This window comes from Tolumonas lignilytica (assembly GCF_000527035.1).
GTDB lineage: Bacteria > Pseudomonadota > Gammaproteobacteria > Enterobacterales > Aeromonadaceae > Tolumonas > Tolumonas lignilytica.
This window is the reverse complement of the sequence record NZ_AZUK01000001.1, coordinates 1,551,929-1,567,712: the sequence shown is the minus strand read 5'-3', so window position 1 is coordinate 1,567,712 and position 15,784 is coordinate 1,551,929. Positions and strand designations below refer to the sequence as shown.

The following is a 15,784-nucleotide window of genomic DNA, read 5'->3' as shown; positions in this document are numbered from 1 at the left end:
TCGTATAAAGATTCTGGAGATGCGGGTTAGTCAAAAATACCCAAAGTATCCCAGAGTGCATCAACACGGCGTTTTACCGCCTCATCCATATGAATAGGGGTGCCCCATTCGCGTTGTGTCTCGCCCGGCCATTTATTGGTGGCGTCCAGTCCCATCTTAGAACCTAAGCCCGCAACCGGTGAAGCGAAGTCGAGATAATCAATCGGCGTATGTTCTATAAGAGTAGTATCTCTGGCCGGATCCATACGTGTAGTTATCGCCCATATTACGTCATTCCAATCGCGCGCGTTAACATCTTCGTCACAAACGATCACAAACTTGGTATACATAAACTGGCGCAGAAAACTCCATACGCCCATCATGACGCGCTTGGCATGACCGGGGTAACGCTTCTTCATCGTGACCACGGCCAGACGATAAGAACATCCCTCCGGGGGCAGATAAAAATCGACAATTTCCGGAAACTGCTTTTGCAGCAGCGGGACGAATACCTCATTCAGTGCCACGCCCAGCATCGCCGGTTCATCTGGCGGACGTCCGGTATAGGTGCTGTGATAAATGGCGTCCCGACGCAGCGTCATATGCGTGATGGTAAAAACCGGAAACTCATCGACTTCGTTGTAATAACCGGTGTGATCGCCATAGGGGCCTTCCGGTGCCATTTCACCGGGCATCAGATAACCTTCCAGCACGATTTCGGCACTGGCCGGGACATCCAGATCGCAGCTCAAGGCTTTCACGACTTCGGTCCGGCTCTGACGTAATAATCCGGCAAAGGCATATTCAGATAAGGTGTCAGGGACAGGGGTCACGGCACCTAAAATAGTGGCGGGATCGGCACCGATGGCAACGACGACCGGATAGGGTTCACCGGGGTGTGCCTCCTGCCATTCACGAAAATCGAGTGCGCCACCGCGATGATCCAGCCAGCGCATGATCAGCTTATTCTTGGCCAGTAACTGTTGCCGGTAGATCCCCAGATTCTGACGCTTCTTGTACGGGCCTCGGGTAATCGTCAGCCCCCAGGTCACCAACGGCGCCACATCACCGGGCCAGCAATGTTGTATCGGCAGTTGATACAAATCGACCTCATCGCCAGTCAGCACGATCTCCTGACAAGGCGCTTTATTCAGGCGTTTTACCGGCATGTTCAGGATCTGTTTAAACAGTGGCAACTTGTCAAACAGATCGCGGAGTCCTTTCGGTGGCTCCGGTTCTTTCAGCATCGCCATCCATTCGCCGACATCACGCAAGGCACTGACATCATCCTGTCCCATGCCCCAGGCAACTCGTTGTGGTGTACCAAATAAATTCGCCAGCACCGGATGACGGGAACCCTTCGGGTTTTCAAACAACAATGCCGGGCCTTGCGCACGCAGCGTCCGGTCAGCAATTTCCGTCATTTCCAGATAGGGATCAATTTCCTGTTTAATACGCTTTAATTGACCGCGCTGTTCCAGTAATTGAATAAAATCACGTAAGTCTCGGTATTTCATAAAGGTTACCGCTCGATAAAACTGGTTTGATTATACGAACAGTTCCGGGTTTTGGCTTGCTGCAGACCACACGGATCGATGATAAACTCCGCTTTGCTGGCCAAACTCCCGAACTGAGCTGATGAGCGAACCCTTACAAGCCGAATTATTGGCAAATGTTTCACGCACGTTTGCACTGACCATTCCGCAACTCCCTGCGCCATTGGCGGATTGGGTCGGTAATGCTTATCTGTTATGCCGGATTGCGGACACCATTGAAGATGAACCGGCGCTCAGTTGTGACGAAAAAGCCGACTTCATTCAGTTATTTCTGGATATCCTCTCTAGTAAGGCTTCAGAGTCTGTATTGCATGCGCAGCTCTCTCCGCGTCTTTCAGCAGGCACTTCGGCGGCAGAATGCCAACTCATCGAACAAACGGCGAGTGTCATTCAGTGCTACCGGCAATTTCCGGCTGATGTTCAGGCGATCTTGCAACGTGGTGTGGCGATCATGAGTCAGGGCATGACGCGTTATCAGCATTTGGCCTCACCCCACGGTTTGTCTGACCAAACCGCCTTGGATCACTACTGCTATGCAGTGGCTGGTGTGGTTGGTGAAATGCTGACGGCACTGTTTATTGCCTATCGTCCCGCGTTGCAGGCAAATCAAAAAGAACTGGCTGCACTGTCAGTGTCATTTGGTTTGGGCTTGCAACTGACCAATATATTAAAAGATGTCTGGGATGATGCCCGAAGAGGGGTTTGCTGGTGGCCACAGACCTTGACTCAGCAGGGCATTGTCTGGCCTCCGGCAGACCGGCAAACACTGCTCACCAGCAGAAATGAACTGGTTGCGGTTGCGATGGGGCATTTGCGAGATGCTCTGGATTACACGCTCGCTTTACCTGCGGAAGAACAAGGCTTGCGTCAATTTTGCTTATGGGCAGTCGGTATGGCAGTGCTGACCTTGCAGAAAATTCAGCATTCGGATGAATATCTACAGGGCAATAATGTCAAGATCACCCGGCAGGATGTTCGTTCTGTCATTCTCTGGTGTCGGGTCACTGGACGTTGTAATACGGCATTACGGTTATTGTTTCGCTGGTGGTCTCGTGGTTTGGGGTGTCAGCGACGCAGTTACCAGCAGCTATACCAGACAGTGAGTTGTTGGTAAGCTAAAACATAGCTTGTTAATACCATTTTCTGTTTCAGGAGAAGTACCCCATGCAATGTCACCGGATTGAAGAATTACTGGAGTTATTACAAGGCGAATGGCTGCAAGATCAGGATTTGAGCCTGCTGCAATTTCTGCAAAAAGTGGCAACGGAAGCTGGTTTTAATGAACCATTAACCACGATTAGTGATGATACGCTGATCTACCAGCTGAAAATGCGTAGCCGTGATCAAAGCGAAATGATCCCGGGGCTGGCCAAGGATGCGGTTCCTGATTTTAAAGAAGCCATTCTGCGCGCGCGCGGCATCATCAAATAAGGTTTACATGCACTCTTCCTTTGAATTTCTATCATTAACCCCGGAGTTGATCCTCTCTGCTCTGGGGGCGGTAGGGCTATCGCCAGAATCTGGATTAACGCCACTGAACAGCTATGAAAATCGGGTATATCTGTTTCAGGCCGAAGATCGCCAGCGGTATGTGGTGAAGTTTTATCGTCCACAGCGTTGGAATTCATTGCAGTTGCAGGAAGAGCATGCGTTCACTCAGTTTTTGGTTGCACACGATATCCCGCTGATTGCACCCTTAATCCTTCAGGGGCAGTCACTACATCATATTGATGGCTTCTATTATGCGGTCTGGCCATATCGGGCTGGTCGAGCCATTGAGCTGGATAATATGACCCAACTGGAAGCCGTTGGTCAGGCTTTAGGTCGCTGGCATGCGTGCCCGGCCGACTACCAGCTCCAGTATCGGCCTGCCTTTGATGTGTCCCACCGTCTATCAACGCCCATACACTATCTGCTGCAACACCAGCCATGGGGCCGCAGTGTTTTGCCTTGGGACGATTTACTGGCCAGATTGCACCAAATGCTGCAGTCTCACGCTGTTTTTTCTGCCCCACAACTGGCCTTACACGGTGACTGTCATGCCGGCAATATTCTCTGGCGTGACACCCCGCAGTTACTCGATCTGGATGACTGCAGCATGGGGCCTGCCATGCAGGATCTCTGGATGCTGTTATCCGGCGATACCCACGAACAACGCCAACAGCTTTATACCATCTTAGATGGATATGAAATGTTCTGTGAATTTGATGAGCGGCAATTCGACTTTATCGAGCCTTTACGCACATTACGCATGATCAATTATCTGGTGTGGCTCCATCAGCGCTGGCAAGACCCGGCGTTTCCTCAGGCCTTTCCCTGGTTCAATCAGCCGGAATTCTGGCAGAACCAATTCCGCATGCTGTCCGAACAGGCTCAGTTATTAGAACACCCGACAGCCATAACAAATTACAACAGCTAGTATCTAGCCCGATGACGAGCGGCATGGAAGAGAGTATGATCCGGCCCGTTGTTATCAGGTGAGAATCAATGTGAACATACTGCTTTTTGATTCCGGCATGGGCGGATTATCCATATATCAGGAAGTCCGAAATACTCTGCCTGAGCATCGCTATGATTACGTATTCGATAATGCTTATTTCCCCTATGGCGAGCAGCCGGAGCACGTTGTCACGGCGCGTTGCTGTTTGCTGGTAGAACATCTGGTCACAGAGCGTCAGATCGATCTGGTTGTGATTGCCTGTAACACCGCCAGTACCATTGCGCTGCCCGCGTTACGTGAGCGTTTGTCCATTCCTGTGGTTGGTGTTGTTCCTGCCATCAAACCGGCAGCCGCATTGACACGGAATGGCCATATTGCCTTGCTGGCGACACCGGCCACGGTTCAACGACCCTACACCTCACGACTCATTGCCCAATTTGCCAATCATTGTCAGGTATCAAAACTGGGTGTCACCGATCTCGTCGTGCAAGCAGAAAGAAAGATGGCGGGATATGCGGTGGATGAACACGCCATTCATCAGGCATTACAGCCCTTACTCACACAGCCAACTCTGCCTGATACCTTGGTGCTGGGGTGTACTCATTTTCCTCTATTAAAAGAAGAGATATATCGACTCATGCCTGGAGTCCGGTTGGTGGATTCCGGTGCTGCCATTGCGAAACGTGTTGCGGTTTTATTGAAAGAACAAGAAACAGTACATAGCAGCAATACCAAAGGACGGGCATTTTGTACCGTGCTGGATCATGACGCGACGAAAAAAAGCCGCATTCTGGCGGAATACGGCTTTGATGAACTGAATGTCTTGGCGCTTTGTTGAATCAGAGTTCCGCAGAATTTGAACTCTCATCTTCCGGTTTCAGCACTTCTTTCTTTTCATTAGCTTCACGTACTTTTAATGTACGCTGCAGATATTCGGTTTCATTCAGCGCGGCAATCGCCGCATCGGCTGCATCGGCTGGCATTTCAACAAAACCATAACCACGGCGTTTGCCTGTATCCCGATCTTTGACTAAGCGAACCGACAGCACCAACCCATATTCCGAAAATAACTTACGGATAGCCGCCTCATTAGCACGATAAGGCAGGTTACCAACATAAATTGTTTTAACATCCCCCGTATAGTCGGCCCGAGAGATAATAACGGTTTCATCTTGTTCAGCACTGGTCGCTGCTGCAACAGAAAAAGATTTTGCTGGTGTCTGTGCAGTAGATGAAGCAACAGGGGCAACAGATTGTTGGGATGTCGGCTGACACATGGCAAATAAAGGAGAAATTAAACCGCCAACCAGAATACCAACCGCGATAGTTGGAGAAATAAAATAGGCGATCACGGTCAATACAACCGTAACCATTACACAATACGTATAACGAGGTGGAATGTTCATTGAATAGCACTCACTAAAATTGTTGTTATAGAGATGATGTCTCCACCATGGTAGATGTTAATAGCCATAGCTGCTATTGAGATACTGCTTTAACGCTAGCGAGTTAACATTTTCTTATTTCCCGCACGACTCCAGTGCAAGAAAATCAGGAGAAGAACCACCGAAAAACAGCCTTTTTGTGGATAAAATTGTGAATAATTGCGTACAGTTTGTTGGTAACAATTAATGTGAAAAAAATCACAGAAATTGCTTGCCTAAAAAGAACGGGCCCCTATAATGCGGCCCCACTGAGACGGCAGACGCCGCAACGAGTTGAGATTCAGCACGTTAACTCAGTAAAGATTCAAGTTGCCAAGCCGTTTGTGATAAACGCCGCTTGACAACGAAGAGGGAAAGCGTATGATTCGCCTCCCTGGCCTAACAGCCACGCTCTTTAACAACATATCAAGCAATCTGTGTGGGCACTTGCGTAGATTGATTAGATTGAAAAAATTTAATCAATGATACGAAGTGTCTGTAAAGACAAGTCATTCATTGAGCCAAAACTTTAATTGAAGAGTTTGATCATGGCTCAGATTGAACGCTGGCGGCAGGCCTAACACATGCAAGTCGAACGGCAGCGGGGGATAGCTTGCTATCCTGCCGGCGAGTGGCGGACGGGTGAGTAATGCATGGGGAGCTGCCCAATCGAGGGGGATAACAACTGGAAACGGTTGCTAATACCGCATACGCCCTGCGGGGGAAAGGTGGGGACCTTCGGGCCTACCGCGATTGGATGCACCCATGTGGGATTAGCTAGTTGGTGAGGTAACGGCTCACCAAGGCGACGATCTCTAGCTGGTCTGAGAGGATGACCAGCCACACTGGAACTGAGACACGGTCCAGACTCCTACGGGAGGCAGCAGTGGGGAATATTGCACAATGGGGGAAACCCTGATGCAGCCATGCCGCGTGTGTGAAGAAGGCCTTCGGGTTGTAAAGCACTTTCAGTGGGGAGGAAGGGTTGATGACTAATACTCATCAGCATTGACGTTACCCACAGAAGAAGCACCGGCTAACTCCGTGCCAGCAGCCGCGGTAATACGGAGGGTGCAAGCGTTAATCGGAATAACTGGGCGTAAAGCGCACGCAGGCGGTTGGATAAGCGAGATGTGAAAGCCCCGGGCTCAACCTGGGAACTGCATTTCGAACTGTCCGACTAGAGTCTTGTAGAGGGGGGTAGAATTCCAGGTGTAGCGGTGAAATGCGTAGAGATCTGGAGGAATACCGGTGGCGAAGGCGGCCCCCTGGACAAAGACTGACGCTCAGGTGCGAAAGCGTGGGGAGCAAACAGGATTAGATACCCTGGTAGTCCACGCTGTAAACGATGTCGATTTGGAGTTTGTGCCATTATGAGCGTGGGTTCCGAAGCTAACGCGATAAATCGACCGCCTGGGGAGTACGGCCGCAAGGTTAAAACTCAAATGAATTGACGGGGGCCCGCACAAGCGGTGGAGCATGTGGTTTAATTCGATGCAACGCGAAGAACCTTACCTGGCCTTGACATGCTGAGAAGTTTGTAGAGATACGAATGTGCCTTCGGGAACTCAGACACAGGTGCTGCATGGCTGTCGTCAGCTCGTGTCGTGAGATGTTGGGTTAAGTCCCGCAACGAGCGCAACCCCTATCCTTTGTTGCCAGCGGGTCATGCCGGGAACTCAAGGGAGACTGCCGGTGATAAACCGGAGGAAGGTGGGGATGACGTCAAGTCATCATGGCCCTTACGGCCAGGGCTACACACGTGCTACAATGGCGTATACAGAGGGAAGCGACCTCGCGAGAGCAAGCGGAACCCAAAAAGTACGTCGTAGTCCGGATCGGAGTCTGCAACTCGACTCCGTGAAGTCGGAATCGCTAGTAATCGCAAATCAGAATGTTGCGGTGAATACGTTCCCGGGCCTTGTACACACCGCCCGTCACACCATGGGAGTGGGTTGCACCAGAAGTAGTTAGTCTAACCTTCGGGAGGACGATTACCACGGTGTGATTCATGACTGGGGTGAAGTCGTAACAAGGTAACCGTAGGGGAACCTGCGGTTGGATCACCTCCTTACCTTAACTAATTGACTCTATGTGAGTGTTCACACAGATTGCTTGAGATGAAGAGTACCTTGAAGTGGGTCTGTAGCTCAGGTGGTTAGAGCGCACCCCTGATAAGGGTGAGGTCGGTAGTTCGAGTCTACTCAGACCCACCACTTCCGACGGAGGGGCCATAGCTCAGCTGGGAGAGCGCCTGCTTTGCACGCAGGAGGTCTGCGGTTCGATCCCGCATGGCTCCACCACTCTAAAGAAGCCAGAGTAATGATGCAGGTAGAGACTACTGCGTTATCACTGTGTCTTCTTAACTGGAAGACTGTTCTTTAAAAAATTGGAAAGCTGATAAAGTTCAATCAAGACAAACAAGCGTCTTGGAAAAACTTGGTGTTAAACCAGTAAACTGGTCATAACAACAGCGCTGAATGGGAAACCATTTGGGGTTGTATGGTTAAGTGACTAAGCGTACACGGTGGATGCCTAGGCAGTCAGAGGCGAAGAAGGACGTGCTAACCTGCGTTAAGCTGTGGAGAGTCGGTAAGAGACATTATTATCCACAGATGTCCGAATGGGGAAACCCACTGAGTTTACTCAGTATCGTATGATGAATACATAGTCATACGAGGCGAACCGGGAGAACTGAAACATCTAAGTACCCCGAGGAAAAGAAATCAACCGAGATTTCCTTAGTAGCGGCGAGCGAACGGGAATTAGCCCTTAAGTTTCTTGGAAGTTAGTGGAACAGTCTGGAAAGGCTGGCGATACAGGGTGATAGCCCCGTACATGAAAGCGACCTTGGAATGAAAACGAGTAAGGCGGGACACGTGGTATCCTGTCTGAATATGGGGGGACCATCCTCCAAGGCTAAATACTCCTGACTGACCGATAGTGAACCAGTACCGTGAGGGAAAGGCGAAAAGAACCCCTGTGAGGGGAGTGAAATAGAACCTGAAACCGTGTACGTACAAGCAGTGGGAGCACCTTCGTGGTGTGACTGCGTACCTTTTGTATAATGGGTCAGCGACTTACATTCTGTAGCAAGGTTAACCGAATAGGGGAGCCGTAGGGAAACCGAGTCTTAACTGGGCGACTAGTTGCAGGGTGTAGACCCGAAACCGGGTGATCTAGCCATGGGCAGGTTGAAGGTGCCGTAACAGGTACTGGAGGACCGAACCCACTAATGTTGCAAAATTAGGGGATGACCTGTGGCTAGGGGTGAAAGGCCAATCAAACTCGGAGATATCTGGTTCTCCCCGAAAGCTATTTAGGTAGCGCCTCGGACGAATACTACTGGGGGTAGAGCACTGTTTCGACTAGGGGGTCATCCCGACTTACCAACTCGATGCAAACTCCGAATACCAGTAAGTACTATCCGGGAGACACACGGCGGGTGCTAACGTCCGTCGTGAAGAGGGAAACAACCCAGACCGCCAGCTAAGGTCCCAAAGTACTAGTTAAGTGGGAAACGATGTGGGAAGGCTTAGACAGCTAGGATGTTGGCTTAGAAGCAGCCATCATTTAAAGAAAGCGTAATAGCTCACTAGTCGAGTCGGCCTGCGCGGAAGATGTAACGGGGCTAAACTAGTCACCGAAGCTGCGGATTTGCCGAAAGGCAAGTGGTAGGGGAGCGTTCTGTAAGCCTGTGAAGGTGTGTGGTAACGCATGCTGGAGGTATCAGAAGTGCGAATGCTGACGTGAGTAACGTTAAAGGGAGTGAAAGACTCCCTCGCCGGAAGACCAAGGGTTCCTGTCCAACGTTAATCGGGGCAGGGTGAGTCGGCCCCTAAGGCGAGGCTGAAAGGCGTAGTCGATGGGAAGCGGGTTAATATTCCTGCACTTTTTGTAACTGCGATGAGGGGACGGAGAAGGCTAAGTAGGCCAGCGGTTGGTAGAGCTGGTGAAAGGTGGTAGGGAAGTACGGTAGGCAAATCCGCTGTACTATATTCCGAGAGCCGAGACGAAGTGACTACGGTCATGAAGTTACTGATGCCACGCTTCCAGGAAAAGCCTCTAAGCTTCAGGTTACAAAGAACCGTACCCGAAACCAACACTGGTGGTCAGGTAGAGAATACCAAGGCGCTTGAGAGAACTCGGGTGAAGGAACTAGGCAAAATAGTACCGTAACTTCGGGAGAAGGTACGCTGATGTTGGTGAAGAGATTTACTCTTGGAGCGAATGTCAGCCGCAGTGACCAGGTGGCTGGGACTGTTTAACAAAAACACAGCACTCTGCAAACACGAAAGTGGACGTATAGGGTGTGACACCTGCCCGGTGCCGGAAGGTTAATTGATGGGGTTAGCGCAAGCGAAGCTCTTGATCGAAGCCCCGGTAAACGGCGGCCGTAACTATAACGGTCCTAAGGTAGCGAAATTCCTTGTCGGGTAAGTTCCGACCTGCACGAATGGTGTAACCATGGCCACGCTGTCTCCACCCGAGACTCAGTGAAATCGAATTCGCCGTGAAGATGCGGTGTACCCGCGGCTAGACGGAAAGACCCCGTGAACCTTTACTACAGCTTGACACTGAACATTGAACCTACCTGTGTAGGATAGGTGGGAGGCTTTGAAGTGATGACGCTAGTTGTCATGGAGCCGTCCTTGAAATACCACCCTGGTATGTTTGATGTTCTAACCTTAGCCCGTTATCCGGGCCAGGGACAGTGTCTGGTGGGTAGTTTGACTGGGGCGGTCTCCTCCCAAAGAGTAACGGAGGAGCACGAAGGTGGGCTAATCACGGTCGGACATCGTGAGGTTAGTGCAAAGGCATAAGCCCGCTTAACTGCGAGACGGACAGGTCGAGCAGGTGCGAAAGCAGGTCTTAGTGATCCGGTGGTTCTGAATGGAAGGGCCATCGCTCAACGGATAAAAGGTACTCCGGGGATAACAGGCTGATACCGCCCAAGAGTTCATATCGACGGCGGTGTTTGGCACCTCGATGTCGGCTCATCACATCCTGGGGCTGAAGTTGGTCCCAAGGGTATGGCTGTTCGCCATTTAAAGTGGTACGCGAGCTGGGTTCAGAACGTCGTGAGACAGTTCGGTCCCTATCTGCCGTGGGCGTTGGATGATTGAGTGGGGTTGCTCCTAGTACGAGAGGACCGGAGTGAACGAACCGCTGGTGTTCGGGTTGTCATGCCAATGGCACTGCCCGGTAGCTAAGTTCGGAAAAGATAACCGCTGAAAGCATCTAAGCGGGAAACTTGCCACGAGATGAGTCATCCCTAGGACTTTAAGTCCTCTGAAGGGCCGTTGGAGACGACGACGTTGATAGGTGAGGTGTGTAAGCGTAGTGATACGTTGAGCTAACTCATACTAATGACCCGAGAGGCTTAACCATACAACACCCAAGTGGTTTCAAACCCCAATGCTTGTTTGACTGATTGAATGATAGCTTTCCAATGAACCGAATATGCCTGGCGGCGATAGCGCGATGGAACCACCTGTACCCATTCCGAACACAGAAGTGAAACGTTGTAGCGCCGATGGTAGTGTGGCATTCGCCATGTGAGAGTAGGACACTGCCAGGCACCGAATTAATGCGAAGACCTTGACTGGGTGACAACGGTTGAGCGAGCATGAAGGAAAACGCGGAGTGGTAGTTCAGTCGGTTAGAATACCGGCCTGTCACGCCGGGGGTCGCGGGTTCGAGTCCCGTCCACTCCGCCACTTATTTGAAAAACGCCTTAGTGATAACTAAGGCGTTTTTGTTAAACAGAATTTGCCTGGTAGCCATAGCACAGTAGAACCACCTGTTCCCATTCCGAACACAGAAGTGAAATGCTGTTACGCCGATGGTAGTGTGACATTCGTCATGTGAGAGTAGGACACTGCCAGGCTCTCAAATATGAAGCCCCGAACATGAGTTCGGGGCTTTTTGTTTTCTGCGGATTTATTTTTTGCGCCAGATGGTGAGCTGTGATACCAGATATTGGTATTTACGCGCGGTTTCCTGCAAAACAAATGGAATATCCTGCGGCGCGGTTATTTCCTCAAAGTCTCGATTTAATATCCGTTGTAATGCCTGATAAGTTGTCAAAGCTTCGCCATTCTCTCTGATCCCTCCGAGCCAGTTGCTTTTGTTTGTCGATTCCTCCTGCCAGGTATGTGGTGAGCAGAGCATTAAAATGCCTCCATCACGTAATCGATGCGCTAAATCATTCAGAAAATGAGCCGGTTCGCGTAGCCGATCTAACAGGTTTGCGGCGAGGATCAGGTCATAATGTTGATATTTACTCTTCAGATTACACGCATCACCCTGTGTGAAGAGGATATGGTGTGCTAAGTCAGGGGTTAACTGGCAATCGGTCAATTTGGCTTCCCGGTAAGCAACGAGATCGCCTTCGGTGGCCATGGCATAGCGGAAGCTGTTTTGTTGTGCCAGGAGTTGAGCGATATCGATAAAACGGGCTGAATAGTCTACCGCATCGACGTGCTGGAAATATTTCGCCAGTTCGAAACTGGCACGACCGACAGAGCAACCAATATCTAAGGCTCGGGTTTTATGCGGGCAAATTTGATTGCCAATTTCAGCCAGAAGCTGACAGTGATTGGGGACGCCGAAATGTTCCGGTCCATAATGAGAATCGAGATATTGCGCGATCAACGGATCCGTTTCGTAAGGATTCACGACATTCGGTTCCTGATAGCGAGACACTACATAACGAAAACCGGCATGCTGGAAAAAATGACGGCGGAATGCGTATCGTGAATTTTTAATGGCCAGATTACCGGTTGAGATCCAAGATCCGCCTTTGATCAGGTTATGTTTGCCATCAAAGGTGGGTGTGGAAAAATCATCGTACAGTGGATGCACTCTGAATCCGTCAAACCCGTCGATCGCGGTGCTGGTCCATTGCCAGACGTTACCGATGACATCGTAGAAGTCGCCTTGTGGAAAATGATCGATCGGGCTGGAGGACGCCCAGTACTCCAGATTGATATTGCCTGGAGCCTGTGACCAATCAGCCTGATCAGTGGGTATTACATTACGTAATGTCGTCCATTCTGCTTCGCTGGGTAATTGAATCGGCAGCCCGCTTTTCGACGCTTTCCAACAACAGAAGGCGGCGGCTTCCAGTTGATTGGTTTCAACTGGCCAGTCCCATGGCATTGGAATTTCTTCACACATCAGACGCAGACGCAATGAGGCGGGTTGAGTGATATCTCCGAGCCAGAAGGTTGGTTTATCTGCCTGTGTGAAATTCAACCAGCCCTGACCTTCCTCGCTCCACCACTGTGGTTGTTGATAGCCGCCGTCCTGCACAAATTCGAGATATTCAGCATGACTGACCAGATATTTACTGGCCTTAAAGGAAGCCAGATTGATGGTACGTTGCCCGTATTCGTTATCCCAGCCATAGGTTGCATCAGTTTCAGGTTTTCCCAGATGGACGCTGGTTCCGGCGACGGTGATGAGTTCATTGGCCGGTACATCCGTGAGCCGTTGTCGGTGCTCAGGGCAGACTGGCCAGCGGGGTTGGGGTTGTACCCATGCCAGTGGTAGCTGGCGAATTAACACGGATGAGGTTTCAAGATGAATGCGTTCGTGTTCTATCCCCATCAGCACGGCCCAGGCCGGGCTTTCCCAGGTGATGGGTAATTCTAGCGGCATGGTTTCGATAAATTGAATAACACGGGTTCTGACTTGTTGCCGATATTCGCGCAATCGCGGAATTGTCGGCCAGCGATAATGCTGTTCATTCAGATCATCCCAGCTCATCTCGTCGACACCGATGGCGACAGTGGCTTCAATATCCGCATCAATCCGCTGCTGAATGAACTGACCGGCCAAGAGTTTGTTGATAAAAAAAGCAGCGGTATGACCGTAGTAGAAAATCAGGGGATGGCGCAGCGGAATGGCTTTTTTATACCAAGCATCATCACACGCCAGACAATCAAACAGCGAATCGTAGAGATCGTAGGTCTGGATAAAGTAGTCTCGCAGTTCCTGCCGCTTTGTGCTGACATCGGAACCTTGTAACCAGAGGGTGTGAGTAGGAGGTGGCAACGCGGTGTGTGCCGCAGGTTGCTGCTCACTGAAGGCAACTGGATTGGTGGTATTCACAGGTCATTCTCCCGTACTGTTTTATCAGACACTATAGCTGGTCAATGACAGTACGGGGAAAATTGCATTCAGATCAGTGGATCTTTAGGCGTTTAACTGATGCTGGCTGAAGGAAAAGGGCAGCAGTTCTTTGATCGGCATCTGCTGCAACTGGCCTTGCCAGTGGAACAGGATTTGAATATCCGGGCCAAATTCGGAGATAAACTGGCGGCAGACACCGCACGGGCTGATTTCACCCTTGGGTGAGAACACCGCGATGGCTTTGAATTGAGAGTGTCCCTGGCTGATGGCATTACCAAGGGCAACGCGTTCGGCACAAGTGCCAGCAGGATAGGCCGCGTTTTCAATGTTTACACCCGCAATGATCTGGTTATCGGCGGTCAGCACGGCAGCCCCAACGGGATAGTTGGAATAAGGCATATAGGCATGGCGGATGCTGGCTTTGGCCGCATCCATCAGTTGCATGAGCAGCTCGTCATCAAGTGGTGACATAAAAAATCCTTATACGTAAGGTGTACAGAATTTTTAGCACACCTGCCTGTTACCAACAAGCGGGTGTGCTGCTATTACGCGTATAAATAGTTGATCTATCTGCTCAGCCACACCATCACTTCATAGGGTTGCAGTTCCCGGCTGCAAAGTGTGGGTGATATTTCACTGTTGTGGATCAGACATTCCGCAGCGGTGGATTGCCAATGCTCTGCCAGTTCAAAAGGCGTCGTGCTGGCACGCAGGTTGGCGACAACCAACAACTGGTGCTGACCATCGTCGCGCTGATAACACCAGAGATCCGGATGGTCGGGTTGTAGATCCTGATAATTGCCATTGACGATCACTGGATACTGCTTACGGAGCTGGATCAGGCGTTGATAGTAGTAAAAGACGGAGTCTGGATCCGCCAGTGCGGTTGCCACATTGATATCAGCAACATTGTCTGCAAACGGGATCCAGGGTATTCCCTGGCTGAAACCAGCACCGGGCGAGGCATCCCACGGCATCGGGGTTCGGCTGTTATCGCGTGAACGGGCAGCGAGGACGTTTAACGTATCTGCGGTGGCCATGCCCTGCGCCTGATGCGCCAAATAGAGATTCAGACTTTCCACATCCCGGTAATCATCAATTTGTGTGAAATGCGGATTGGTCAGGCCGATCTCTTCGCCCTGATAGATATAGGGGGTGCCCTGTAGCATGTGCAGTGTCGTGGCAAGCATCTTGGCTGATTTTTCCCGATAGATGCCTTCATGACCAAAGCGCGAGACGATGCGGGGCTGATCATGGTTACACCAGAATAGCGCACTCCAGCCTTGTTGATGCAATCCACCCTGCCATTCGGCAAAAATCTTCTTCAATTCGATAAAATCGGGTGCGGCCAGTTGCCATTTTTCGCCTTTTGGATAATCGACCTTCAGATGGTGGAAGTTAAACACCATCGACAGTTCACGGCCATCCTGTTGCGAATATTGCTGGCAATGAGCGAGGGTGGTGGATGACATTTCACCGACGGTCATACAGTTGCGTGGGATAAACACATCGCGGGACAGTTCCTGCAGGTATTCATGTACGCGCGGGCCATCGGTATAGAAGCGGCGGCCATCGCCGCTGGTGTCATCGCAAAAATCCTGCTGTTTGGAGATCAGGTTGATGACATCGAGACGAAAACCATCCACCCCTTTGTCGGCCCAGAAATGCAGTACTTTTTTGATCTCTTCGCGGACTTCTGGATTTTCCCAGTTCAGATCGGCTTGTTGTTCACTGAACAGATGCAGATAGTATTGGCCGCTGTTTTGATCGAATGCCCAGGCATTGCCGCCAAATTTGGACTGCCAGTTATTCGGCTCTTGCCCGTTGACGGGATCGCGCCAGATATAGAAATCGCGGAACCGGCTTTGCGGATCGCTGACGGCCGTTTTAAACCAGCTATGCTCGGTTGAGGTATGGTTAAAGACCATGTCCATCACGAGGTGCAAACCGCGTTTCTGACAGGCGGCCACGAGTTGCTCAAAATCGTGCATGGTGCCGAACGCAGGGTCGATGGCGTAGTAATCGGCGATGTCGTAGCCATTGTCGACCTGAGGGGAGCAGTAGATGGGGGTCAACCAGAGCGCATCCACACCTAACTGTTGCAGATAATCGAGGCGACGAATGATCCCCTGCAGATCGCCGGTGCCTTTGTCGCCGGAATCCTGAAAGCTTTTGGGGTAGATCTGATACACCACGGCCTGACGCCACCAATCGTGTTGCGGATAAGACATCAAAACTTCTCCATT

Annotated in this window: 9 protein-coding genes, 3 tRNA genes and 4 rRNA genes; 11 read left to right on the top strand and 5 right to left on the bottom strand. The window is 50.8% G+C overall.

Annotated elements, in window-relative coordinates; genetic code table 11:
* Nucleotides 1–26: 26 nt before the first annotated feature.
* Complete coding sequence (gene ubiD, locus H027_RS0107310; protein ID WP_024871820.1) at nucleotides 27–1,496, bottom strand: 4-hydroxy-3-polyprenylbenzoate decarboxylase; 1,470 nt, start codon at nucleotides 1,494–1,496, stop codon at nucleotides 27–29.
* Between the two features lie 121 nt (nucleotides 1,497–1,617).
* On the opposite strand from ubiD, the gene H027_RS0107305 reads away from it, so the two are divergent.
* From H027_RS0107305 to murI, 4 genes are all read left to right on the top strand, one after another.
* Nucleotides 1,618–2,649: a phytoene/squalene synthase family protein gene (locus tag H027_RS0107305; RefSeq protein WP_024871819.1), complete on the top strand. Its 1,032-nt coding sequence runs from the start codon at nucleotides 1,618–1,620 to the stop codon at nucleotides 2,647–2,649.
* Nucleotides 2,650–2,699: 50 nt separating this feature from the next.
* Nucleotides 2,700–2,966, top strand: a complete 267-nt coding sequence (locus H027_RS0107300) for a YihD family protein (protein ID WP_024871818.1) — start codon at nucleotides 2,700–2,702, stop codon at nucleotides 2,964–2,966.
* A gap of 7 nt (nucleotides 2,967–2,973) precedes the next feature.
* On the top strand, nucleotides 2,974–3,954 hold the full coding sequence (locus H027_RS0107295) for a serine/threonine protein kinase (RefSeq protein ID WP_024871817.1): 981 nt from the start codon (nucleotides 2,974–2,976) through the stop codon (nucleotides 3,952–3,954).
* A 97-nt stretch (nucleotides 3,955–4,051) separates the two neighbouring features.
* Nucleotides 4,052–4,813 carry a glutamate racemase gene (murI, locus tag H027_RS0107290; RefSeq protein ID WP_038149573.1) on the top strand — a complete coding sequence of 254 codons (762 nt, stop codon included), beginning with the start codon at nucleotides 4,052–4,054 and terminating at the stop codon, nucleotides 4,811–4,813.
* A 1-nt stretch (nucleotide 4,814) separates the two neighbouring features.
* Here the strand turns inward: murI and H027_RS18305 are convergent, their stop codons facing one another.
* Nucleotides 4,815–5,381 (bottom strand): RNA recognition motif domain-containing protein, encoded by a 567-nt coding sequence (locus H027_RS18305; protein ID WP_038149210.1) that lies wholly within the window; start codon nucleotides 5,379–5,381, stop codon nucleotides 4,815–4,817.
* Nucleotides 5,382–5,929: 548 nt separating this feature from the next.
* On the opposite strand from H027_RS18305, the gene H027_RS0107280 reads away from it, so the two are divergent.
* From H027_RS0107280 to rrf (H027_RS0107250), 7 genes are all read left to right on the top strand, one after another.
* Nucleotides 5,930–7,473 (top strand): 16S ribosomal RNA (locus tag H027_RS0107280).
* A 65-nt stretch (nucleotides 7,474–7,538) separates the two neighbouring features.
* Nucleotides 7,539–7,615, top strand: a tRNA-Ile gene (locus H027_RS0107275).
* Nucleotides 7,616–7,626: 11 nt separating this feature from the next.
* Nucleotides 7,627–7,702 (top strand) — tRNA-Ala (locus H027_RS0107270).
* 201 nt (nucleotides 7,703–7,903) lie between these two features.
* Nucleotides 7,904–10,790: ribosomal RNA gene (locus H027_RS0107265) — 23S ribosomal RNA — on the top strand.
* Between the two features lie 75 nt (nucleotides 10,791–10,865).
* A 5S ribosomal RNA gene (gene rrf / locus H027_RS0107260) occupies nucleotides 10,866–10,980 on the top strand.
* Nucleotides 10,981–11,042: 62 nt separating this feature from the next.
* A tRNA-Asp gene (locus H027_RS0107255) sits at nucleotides 11,043–11,119 on the top strand.
* Nucleotides 11,120–11,174: 55 nt separating this feature from the next.
* Nucleotides 11,175–11,289: ribosomal RNA gene (gene rrf, locus H027_RS0107250) — 5S ribosomal RNA — on the top strand.
* The 16S, 23S and 5S rRNA genes sit together here with 3 tRNA genes alongside, the layout of an rRNA operon.
* Before the next feature lie 53 nt (nucleotides 11,290–11,342).
* Here rrf (H027_RS0107250) and ovoA read toward each other — a convergent pair.
* The 3 genes from ovoA to treC form a co-directional block, all read right to left on the bottom strand.
* A complete protein-coding gene (ovoA, locus tag H027_RS0107245; RefSeq protein ID WP_024871814.1) occupies nucleotides 11,343–13,517 on the bottom strand; it encodes a 5-histidylcysteine sulfoxide synthase in 2,175 nt (724 codons plus the stop codon).
* 84 nt (nucleotides 13,518–13,601) lie between these two features.
* Complete coding sequence (cdd, locus tag H027_RS0107240) at nucleotides 13,602–14,009, bottom strand: cytidine deaminase (RefSeq protein WP_024871813.1); 408 nt, start codon at nucleotides 14,007–14,009, stop codon at nucleotides 13,602–13,604.
* A 95-nt stretch (nucleotides 14,010–14,104) separates the two neighbouring features.
* Nucleotides 14,105–15,769, bottom strand: coding sequence for an alpha,alpha-phosphotrehalase (treC, locus tag H027_RS0107235; RefSeq protein ID WP_024871812.1), 1,665 nt, complete (start codon nucleotides 15,767–15,769; stop codon nucleotides 14,105–14,107).
* Nucleotides 15,770–15,784 lie beyond the last annotated feature (15 nt).

Excerpts from the sequence above, each read along its gene's own strand:
- murI (WP_038149573.1), top strand. The coding sequence starts at position 4,052 with ATGGGCGGATTATCCATATATCAGGAAGTCCGAAATACTCTGCCTGAG.
- H027_RS18305 (WP_038149210.1), bottom strand. The coding sequence starts at position 5,381 with ATGAACATTCCACCTCGTTATACGTATTGTGTAATGGTTACGGTTGTA.
- H027_RS0107305 (WP_024871819.1), top strand. The coding sequence starts at position 1,618 with ATGAGCGAACCCTTACAAGCCGAATTATTGGCAAATGTTTCACGCACG.
- H027_RS0107295 (WP_024871817.1), top strand. The coding sequence starts at position 2,974 with ATGCACTCTTCCTTTGAATTTCTATCATTAACCCCGGAGTTGATCCTC.
- ubiD (WP_024871820.1), bottom strand. The coding sequence starts at position 1,496 with ATGAAATACCGAGACTTACGTGATTTTATTCAATTACTGGAACAGCGC.
- H027_RS0107300 (WP_024871818.1), top strand. The coding sequence starts at position 2,700 with ATGCAATGTCACCGGATTGAAGAATTACTGGAGTTATTACAAGGCGAA.
- cdd (WP_024871813.1), bottom strand. The coding sequence starts at position 14,009 with ATGTCACCACTTGATGACGAGCTGCTCATGCAACTGATGGATGCGGCC.
- treC (WP_024871812.1), bottom strand. The coding sequence starts at position 15,769 with ATGTCTTATCCGCAACACGATTGGTGGCGTCAGGCCGTGGTGTATCAG.